Genomic DNA, 8857 nt, shown 5'->3' with positions numbered 1-8857 from the left:
CTCGACGCCACCGCGCCCACCCTGATCGCGGTCGCCGAGGACGCCGACGCGGGCCACCTGCCCGCCGAAGCCGTCCTGCGCCTGCCGCGCGCCGCCGCCGGGCCCGGTCTCGACCTCGGCGCCCTGCTCGCCGCCCTCCACGGGCGCGGCGTGCGCTCCGTACTCCTCGAAGGCGGTCCGGTCCTGGCCGGCGCCTTCGTCGCCGCGGGACTCGTCGACAAGGTCGTCGGCTATCTCGCCCCCGTCCTCCTCGGCGCGGGCCCCGCCGCCCTCGCCGACGCCGGAATCCACACCCTCGCCGAGGCGTTGCGCCTCGACGTGACGGAGACCGTCCGCATCGGCCCCGATCTGCGTGTCACCGCCGTTCCCGGCCCCGCCCGGAAGGAAAACTGAGTGTTCACCGGAATTGTCGAAGAACTGGGTGAGGTCACCGCCGTCGAGCTGCTCGACGACGCCTCCCGCTTCCGTCTGCGCGGCCCCGTCGTCACCGAGGGCGCCAAGCACGGCGACTCGATCGCCGTGAACGGCGTCTGCCTGACCGTCGTGGACCTCGGCGAGCACGAGTTCACCGCCGACGTGATGGCCGAGACGCTGAACCGCTCCAGCCTCGGCGCCCTGACGGCCGGCTCCCGCGTCAACCTCGAACGCCCCATGGCGCTCGGCGGACGGCTCGGCGGCCACATCGTCCAGGGCCACGTGGACGGCACCGGCCGCATCCTGGAGCGCACCCCCTCCGAGAACTGGGAGGTCGTGAAGGTCTCGCTGCCGGCGCACCTGTCCCGGTACGTGGTGGAGAAGGGCTCGATCACCGTGGACGGCGTCAGCCTCACCGTGGTGGACGCCGGGCCCGACCACTTCACCATCAGCCTCATCCCCACCACCCTCGCCCTGACCACGCTCGGCCTCAAGGGGCCCGGCGAGCCGGTCAACCTGGAGGTGGACGTCCTCGCCAAGTACGTCGAGCGGCTGCTCGGCGCCGCCGCGCCGCAGACCGGGGAGGAGGCGCGGTGAGCGCCCTGCACTGGCTGAACTCCGAGGCGTTCACCGTCCTCGGCCAGCACATCATCTGGTCCGACATGATCGGCAACACCATCGGCCTGATCGCCCTCACCCTGGGCTGGCTGCGCTCCATCTGGACCTGGCCCGCCCAGCTCCTGTCCGGCGTCGTGCTGGTCGCCGCCAACGTCTCCGTCCACCAGGCGGGCAGCGTCGGCAAGCAGCTCATCGTCATCGCCGTCGCCGTCTGGGGCTGGCAGCAGTGGAGCCGCGGCCGGCGCCGGGCGCAGGACGGCACCCTCGCGGTCCGCTTCGCCACCTGGCGCGAACGCGGCTACCTGGCCGGCGGGGCCGCCCTCGGCACCCTCGCGGTCGGCGGCCTGTTCACCGCCTTCCCCTCGCTCTCCTGGAGCCCGTGGGCCGACGCCTACATCTTCGCCGGCACCCTCGTCGCGATGCTCGCCCAGGCCCGCGGCATGGTCGAGTTCTGGTTCGCCTGGCTCCTGGTCGACCTGGTCGGCGTCCCGCTGAACTTCCACAGCGGACTCGCCTTCTCCGGTCTCATCTACGTCGTCTACGGCGCCCTCGTCCTGTGGGGCATGCGCGACTGGTGGCTGCGTACGCGGACACCCGTACTGGAAGGAGCCACGGCATGACCGCCCAGCCCACCTGGCTGCACCCGGAGCACCGCACGCCCGAGGAGGACCTCGCCCTCGACCCCGTCGAGCAGGCCGTCCGCGACATCGCCGCCGGCCGGCCCGTCGTCGTCGTGGACGACGAGGACCGCGAGAACGAGGGCGACCTCGTCATCGCCGCCGAGAAGGCCACCCCCGAGATCGTCGCCTTCATGATGAGCGAGTGCCGGGGCCTGATCTGCGCCCCCATGGAGGGCGACGAGCTGGAACGGCTCGAACTGCCCCAGATGGTCGGCCGCAACACCGAGTCCATGCAGACCGCGTTCACCGTCTCCGTGGACGCCTCCGCCGCCCACGGCGTCTCCACCGGCATCTCCGCCGCCGACCGCGCCACCACGCTGCGCCTGCTGGCCGGCGGCACCGCGGGCCCCGGCGACTTCGTGCGCCCCGGCCACATCTTCCCGCTGCGCGCCCGCCCCGGCGGGGTGCTCGTGCGCAACGGGCACACCGAGGCCGCCGTGGACCTCGCCCGGCTCGCCGGACTGCGGCCCGCCGGGGCCATCGTGGAGATCGCCGGCGAGGACGGCGTCATGCTCCGGCTGCCCCAGCTGGTGCCGTTCGCCCGCAAGCACGGCCTCACGATCATCTCCATCGCGGACCTCATCGACTACCGCCGCACCAGCGAGCCCACGGTCCGCCGCGAGGCCGAGGTCCGCCTCCCCACCCGCTTCGGCGCCTTCACCGCGTACGGCTACCGCTCCACCGTGGACGGCGTCGAACACGTCGCCCTGGTCCACGGCGACCTCGCGGACGGCCAGGACGTCCTGGTCCGCGTCCACTCCGAGTGCCTGACCGGCGACATCTTCGCCTCCGAGCGCTGCGACTGCGGCCCCCAGCTGCACGCCTCCATGCGCCGCATCACCGAGGAGGGCCGCGGTGTCGTCGTCTACCTGCGCGGCCACGAGGGCCGGGGCATCGGCCTGCTCTCCAAGCTGCGCGCCTACGAACTCCAGGAGCGCGGCGTCGACACCCTCGACGCCAACCTGGAACTCGGCCTGCCCGCCGACGCCCGCGACTACGCGGCCGGCGCCCAGATCCTCAAGGACCTCGGCGTCCACAGCCTCCGGCTGATGACGAACAACCCCGAGAAGACCGCCGCCGTCACCCGGCACGGCCTGGCCGTCACCGGCCGCGAGCCGATGCCCGTCCAGGCCGGCGAGCACAACCTGCGGTACCTGCGCACCAAGCGCGACCGCATGGGACACGACCTGCCCTGGCTCGACGCCGCCACCGCGTCGACCTGCGGCAACCAGTAGCACCACCGGCACCCCAGCACGTCACCCGTACCGAGAAGCAGGAGAGACATGAGCGGCAAGGGCGCACCCGAACTGTCCGTACGCAACTGCGGTGACCTCCGTGTGGCGGTCGTCGCCGCACAGTGGCACGAGAAGGTCATGGACGGCCTCGTCGACGGCGCCCTGCGCGCCCTGCACGAGCTGGGCATCGACGAGCCCACCCTGCTCCGCGTCCCCGGCAGCTTCGAGCTGCCCGTCGTCGCCAAGGTGCTGGCCGGCCGCGGCTACGACGCGATCGTCGCCCTCGGCGTGATCATCCGCGGCGGCACCCCGCACTTCGAATACGTGTCCCACGGCGTCACCGCCGGTCTGACCCAGGTCACCGTGGACACCGGCGTCCCGGTCGGCTTCGGCGTGCTCACCTGCGACACCGAGGAACAGGCGCTCGACCGCGCCGGACTGGAAGGGTCCAACGAGGACAAGGGGCACGAAGCGGTCACCGCGGCCGTCGCCACCGCCGCCACACTGCGCTCGGTCAGCGAACCCTGGCGCTGAGTACGGGCCCGGCACCCCGTATTCTGAGCACATCATGGCGAACAAAACCTTCGAAGAGCTCTTCGCCGAGCTGCAGCTCAAGGCCGCCAACGGCGACCCCTCCACCTCCCGCACCGCCGAGCTGGTGGAGAAGGGGGTCCATGCCATCGGCAAGAAGGTCGTCGAGGAGGCCGCCGAAGTCTGGATGGCCGCCGAGCACGAGAGCAAGGACGCCGCCGCCGAGGAGATCTCGCAACTGCTGTACCACGTCCAGGTGATGATGGTCGCGCGCGGGATCTCCCTCGACGACGTCTACGCCCATCTCTGAGCCGGACCCGCACCCGCCCGTACCCGCCCCGCACCACCCTTCGCAAAGGAAACCCGACCTCATGCTGCGCATCGCCGTCCCCAACAAGGGAGCCATCTCCGGGCCTGCGATGGCGATGCTCCATGAGGCGGGCTACAAGCAGCGCAAGGAGTCGAAGGAACTCGTCCTCGTCGACCCCGCCAACGAGGTCGAGTTCTTCTACCTGCGCCCCCGCGACATCGCCATCTACGTCAGCTCGGGCCGCCTCGACATCGGCATCACCGGCCGCGACCTGCTGCTCGACTCCGGCGCCCAGGCCGAGGAGATCCTCCAGCTCGGCTTCGCCCGCTCCACCTTCCGCTACGCCACCAAGCCCGGCACCGTCACCGGCCCGCAGGACTTCGGCGGCCTGACGATCGCCACCTCCTACGAGGGCATCGTCGCCAGGCACCTCGCCGAGACCGGCGTGGACGCCGCCGTCGTCCACCTCGACGGCGCCGTCGAGACCGCCATCGAACTCGGCGTCGCCCAGGTGATCGCGGACGTCGTGGAGACCGGCACCAGCCTGCGCAACGCCGGCCTCGAAGTCATCGGCGAACCGATCATGACCTCCGAGGCCGTCGTCATCCGGCGCACCGGCGCCCCCGGCGACGAACCCAAGGTCCAGCAGTTCCTCCGCCGCCTCCAGGGCGTCCTCGTCGCCCGCAGCTACGTGATGATGGACTACGACTGCCGCGTCGAGCACCTGGAGCGCGCCGTCGCCCTCACGCCCGGCCTGGAGTCGCCGACCATCTCCCCGCTGCACCACGAGGGCTGGGTCGCCGTCCGCTCCATGGTCGCCGCCGCCGAGGCGCAGCGGATCATGGACGACCTGTACGACCTCGGCGCCCGCGCCATCCTCACCACCGCGATCCACGCCTGCCGTCTCTGACGGCGGGAGACGGAAGAAGAGCACGATGTCAGCCCCCACGCCCCCGCCCGGCTCCCCGGTCCTGCCGGTCACCTTCCGGCCGACCCGCACCCGGGTGGTCCTGCTCACCGTGGGGGCGGCGATGTTCGCCGTCATCACCGTCGTCGCCTTCACCCTCGAACAGCTCAGCGGGGGAGAGCGGGTCAGCTTCGTCTTCACCGCCCTGCTCTTCTTCGGCGTCCTCGCGCTGCTCAGCCGGCCCAAGGTCGTCGCGGACGAGGAGGGCGTGACGGTCGTCAACCTCACCCGCAGCCGCCGGCTGTCCTGGGCCGAAATCGTCCGGGTCAACCTGCGGGTGGGCGACCCCTGGGTCTTCCTCGACCTCAGCGACGGCACCAGCCTGCCCGCCCTCGGCATCCAGCCCGGCATCGCCAAGCAGCAGGCCATCCGGGACGCCCGCGCGCTCCGCGCCCTCGCCGAGAACCGCGGCACGGGCCCGGAAGACCGCTGAGCCCTCTGCCCCGCGGAGCCTCTCGTTGTTTACTCTGGAGGGCGGCGGCGCCCCGTGCGCGCCCCGCCCCGCCCTGAGGCCCACCCGGCCGGCGGGGCTCTTCCTGCGACCCGAGGAGTGACTCCCTCCAGCAATGGACGGATCGTCCGGTAGTACCTGCGCCGCCCCCTCCGCGGAGGCGGCGGCATGACAACCCCCCTTCTGCTGCTCACCGCGGCATTCCTTCTCATCCTCGCCAACGGATTCTTCGTGGCGGCCGAATTCGGCCTCGTCACCGTGGAACGCGCGGACGCCGAGCGCGCCGCGGCCGAGGGCGACCGGCGGGCCCGATCGGTCACCGAAGCCCTGCGCGAACTCTCCTTCCAGCTCTCCGGCACCCAGCTCGGCATCACCATCACCTCCCTGGTGGTCGGCATGCTCGCCGAACCGGCCCTGGCCCAGCTCCTCGACGGCCCCTTCGCCGCGGCCGGCCTGCCCCGGGGCGCCGTCCCCACCGTCAGCGTGGTGACCGGCATGCTGCTCGCCGCCGCCGTCCAGATGGTCATCGGCGAACTCGTCCCGAAGAACTGGGCGGTCTCCCGCCCGCTCACCGTCGCCCGGTTCGTCGCCGGACCGCAGGCCCGCTTCACCCGCCTCTTCCGGCCGGTCATCGGCGCCCTGAACACCGCGGCCAACCGCCTCGTGCGGCTGCTGGGCGTCGAACCCACCGAGGAGCTGGCCTCCGCCCGCACCCCCGGCGAACTCGTCTCCCTCGCCCGGCACTCCGCCGAGGCCGGCACCCTCGAACAGGACACCGCCGACCTCTTCGTCCGGACCCTGTCGCTCGCCGGGCTCACCGCCCAGCACGTCATGACCCCGCGCGTGAAGGTCAGCGCCCTGCAGTCCTCCGCCACCGCCGAGGACGTCCTCAACCTCACCCGCGCCACCGGCCTCTCCCGCTTCCCCGTCTACCGGGAGCGCATCGACGAGGTCGTCGGCATGATCCACCTCAAGGACGCCCTGGCCGTCCCGGCCCCCGACCGGCTGCGCACCACCGCGGGCCGGATCGCCGTGCCGCCGCTCCTGGTCCCCGAGACCCTGCCCGTCGAGCAGCTCCTCCAGCGGCTGCGCAAGGAGCAGCCGATCGCCGTCGTCGTCGACGAGTACGGCGGCACCGCCGGGGTCGTCACCCTGGAGGACATCATCGAGGAACTCGTCGGCGAGGTCCGCGACGAGCACGACGCCGAGGGCGCCGACCGCCCCGAACTGGCCCCCGCCCCGCCCGAGGACGGCCGGCCCGCCTGGGACGCCGAGGGCAGCTGCCGCGTCCTCACCCTGCGCCGCATAGGACTCGACGTGCCCGACGGCCCGTACGAGACGGTCGCCGGGCTCGTCGCCGATCTGCTGGGCCGCATCCCCGCCCCCGGCGACCGCGCCGAACTCCCCGGCTGGCGGATCTCCGTCCGCCAGGTCGGCCACTACCGCGCCGAGAAGGTCCGCTTCGTCCGCGCGGCCGCCCCGGCCGGCGCGGACACCGCGCGCCCGGCCGTCCTGGAGGCCGCGCGATGAGCCTCCTCCAGCTGTTCTTCGCCGGACTCCTCGTCCTGGCGAACGGCTTCTTCGTCGGGGCGGAGTTCGCCCTGGTCTCCGTGCGCCGCAGCCAGATCGAACCCCTCGCCGCCGCCGGTTCCGGCCGCGCCCGCCAGGTGCTGTACGGCCTGGAGAACCTGCCCCGGATGATGGCCGCGGCCCAGTTCGGCATCACCGTCTGCTCCCTGACCCTGGGCGCCGTCGCCGAACCCACCGTCGCCCACCTCCTGGAGCCCGTCTTCACCGCCGTGCACCTGCCCGCGGGGCTCGTCCACCCGCTCGGCTACGTGCTGGCGCTCGCCCTCGTCGTCTTCCTCCACCTCGTCATCGGCGAGATGGTCCCGAAGAACCTGGCGATGGCCGCGCCGGAGAAGACGGCACTCTGGCTCAGCCCCGGCCTCGTCGGCTTCGCCCGGCTCTGCCGGCCCGTCACCTCGGCCCTCGGCGCCTGCGCCCGGCTGGTGCTCCGCCTCTTCGGCGTCGAACCGAAGGACGAGGTGGAGGCCGTCTTCACCAGCGAGCAGCTCAACCGCCTGGTGGAGGACTCCGGCCAGGCCGGACTCATCGAGCCCGAGGCGCGCGAACGCCTGGAGGACGCCCTGGAGCTGGGCAGCCGCCCGGTCACCGACGTCCTGCTGCGCCGGGCCGCGCTGGTGACCGTGGACCCCTCCGTCACCCCGCGCCGCATCGAGGAGCTGACCGTGCGCACCGGCTACTCGCGCTTCCCGGTCTGCGCCGACGGCGGCGGCCCCTTCATGGGCTACCTGCACGTCAAGGACGTCCTGGACCTGGAGGACCGCGAGCGCGCGGTGCCCCAGCAGCTGTGGCGCCCGATGGCCACCGTACGGGCCGAACTCCCGCTGGACGACGCCCTGACCGTGATGCGCCGCGCCGCCACGCACCTGGCCCAGGTCGCCGACGCCTCCGGCCGGGTCCTCGGCCTGGTCGCGATGGAGGACGTGCTGGAGACGCTGGTGGGCGAGGTACGCGACCCGGCGCACCGCGTGGCCGAACCGCGCCGCACCGGGGAGCGGACCACCGACCCGGACGAGGCGGGCGCCCTGGTGGGCTGAGCCCGTCCCCGTACACCCGCGCCGCCGGCCACCGGAACCCTCCGGAGGCCGGCGGCGCGGCCGTAGGGTCCGGTGAGCGGGGCTACGGCGCCGGCGGCTCCTGGGGGCCCCGGCCCACCGGCCCCCGGCCCGACAGCACCTCGCCGTACGCCTGCATCAGGTCGGGCAGCCGGAGCGTCGCCAGGTCGTCCCGCGTCGGCGCCGTCGTGCACCCCGTGAGCCGCAGATCGCGGTAGGCGCAGCTCTTCTCGTACAGCGTCCGCAGGAAGCGGCCGTTGCCCAGCTCGTCCAGCCAGCCCTGGTCCACGACATGGCCGCTGATCGAACGCAGCTCCTCCAGCGACTCCTCGTCCCAGACGTCGCCGTTCTCGGCGGCCAGTACCTCACCGATCGCGGTCAGCTCCGCGGGCCGGTAGCTGGGGAAGTCCACCCGGGTCGTGAAACGCGAGGAGAGCCCCGGATTGGCCGACAGCAGCCGGTCCATGCCCTCCGGATAGCCGGCCAGGATCACCACCAGGTGGTCCCGGTTGTCCTCCGCCCTCTTCAGCAGGACCTGAAGCGCCTCGTCCCCGTACGCGTCACCCTTGCTGTACCCGGTGTTGGACAGGCTGTACGCCTCGTCGACGAACAGCACCCCGCCCAGCGCGGAATCGATCAGCTCATTCGCCTTCACCGCGGTCTGGCCCAGGAACTCGCCCACCAGGTCCGCCCGTTGCGCCTCCACGAGGTGGTCACCGCCGAGCAGGCCCAGCGCGTAGAACACCCGGCCCAGGATGCGCGCCACCGTCGTCTTGCCGGTGCCGGACGGGCCGGAGAACACGAAGTGCCGCTTCGGCGGCTGTACGGGCAGCCCCTGGCCCGCCCGCAGCCGCGCCATGTTCAGCTGCGCCGACAGGGCCCTGACCTGCCGCTTCACCGGCTCCAGGCCCACCATCCGCTCCAGCTCCGCCAGCGCCTCGGCCAGCAGCGCCGGATCGCTCGGCCCCGCCGGGAACGGCCGCCGCGCCGGAGCCTCGGCCCGCACCCC

11 protein-coding genes are annotated in these 8857 nt (G+C 72.8%); 10 read left to right on the top strand and 1 reads right to left on the bottom strand.

The window, feature by feature from the left end; genetic code table 11:
- The 10 genes from MHW47_RS27895 to MHW47_RS27850 all read left to right on the top strand — a co-directional run.
- Nucleotides 1-393: dihydrofolate reductase family protein (locus tag MHW47_RS27895; RefSeq protein ID WP_239226529.1), on the top strand; the 393-nt coding region annotated here is incomplete at its 5' end.
- Nucleotides 394-1011 carry a riboflavin synthase gene (locus tag MHW47_RS27890; RefSeq protein ID WP_239226528.1) on the top strand — a complete coding sequence of 206 codons (618 nt, stop codon included), beginning with the start codon at nt 394-396 and terminating at the stop codon, nt 1009-1011.
- Nucleotides 1008-1652, top strand: a complete 645-nt coding sequence (locus MHW47_RS27885; RefSeq protein ID WP_239226527.1) for a nicotinamide mononucleotide transporter family protein — start codon at nt 1008-1010, stop codon at nt 1650-1652. Before MHW47_RS27890 ends, MHW47_RS27885 begins: the two co-directional genes overlap by 4 nt.
- Nucleotides 1649-2947: a bifunctional 3,4-dihydroxy-2-butanone-4-phosphate synthase/GTP cyclohydrolase II gene (locus tag MHW47_RS27880; protein ID WP_239226526.1), complete on the top strand. Its 1299-nt coding sequence runs from the start codon at nt 1649-1651 to the stop codon at nt 2945-2947. The genes MHW47_RS27885 and MHW47_RS27880 overlap by 4 nt, the downstream gene beginning before the upstream one ends.
- A gap of 48 nt (nt 2948-2995) precedes the next feature.
- Entirely contained in the window at nt 2996-3481 is a 486-nt protein-coding gene (gene ribH, locus MHW47_RS27875; protein ID WP_239226525.1) for a 6,7-dimethyl-8-ribityllumazine synthase, read from the top strand.
- A gap of 34 nt (nt 3482-3515) precedes the next feature.
- Nucleotides 3516-3788 carry a phosphoribosyl-ATP diphosphatase gene (locus MHW47_RS27870; protein WP_018103937.1) on the top strand — a complete coding sequence of 91 codons (273 nt, stop codon included), beginning with the start codon at nt 3516-3518 and terminating at the stop codon, nt 3786-3788.
- A 61-nt stretch (nt 3789-3849) separates the two neighbouring features.
- Nucleotides 3850-4698, top strand: a complete 849-nt coding sequence (gene hisG, locus MHW47_RS27865; protein WP_239226524.1) for an ATP phosphoribosyltransferase — start codon at nt 3850-3852, stop codon at nt 4696-4698.
- 25 nt (nt 4699-4723) lie between these two features.
- Nucleotides 4724-5188, top strand: a complete 465-nt coding sequence (locus MHW47_RS27860) for a PH domain-containing protein (RefSeq protein WP_239226523.1) — start codon at nt 4724-4726, stop codon at nt 5186-5188.
- Between the two features lie 186 nt (nt 5189-5374).
- Nucleotides 5375-6736: a hemolysin family protein gene (locus MHW47_RS27855; protein WP_239226522.1), complete on the top strand. Its 1362-nt coding sequence runs from the start codon at nt 5375-5377 to the stop codon at nt 6734-6736.
- Complete coding sequence (locus MHW47_RS27850; protein ID WP_239226521.1) at nt 6733-7830, top strand: hemolysin family protein; 1098 nt, start codon at nt 6733-6735, stop codon at nt 7828-7830. The genes MHW47_RS27855 and MHW47_RS27850 overlap by 4 nt, the downstream gene beginning before the upstream one ends.
- An 82-nt stretch (nt 7831-7912) precedes the next feature.
- Here the strand turns inward: MHW47_RS27850 and MHW47_RS27845 are convergent.
- On the bottom strand, nt 7913-8857 hold a 945-nt coding region (locus tag MHW47_RS27845), incomplete at its 5' end, for an AAA family ATPase (RefSeq protein WP_239226520.1).

Source organism: Streptomyces sp. OfavH-34-F (assembly GCF_022347745.1).
Lineage (GTDB): Bacteria > Actinomycetota > Actinomycetes > Streptomycetales > Streptomycetaceae > Streptomyces.
The sequence above is the reverse complement of the archived record's forward strand: the minus strand, read 5'-3'. Positions and strand labels throughout refer to the sequence as shown.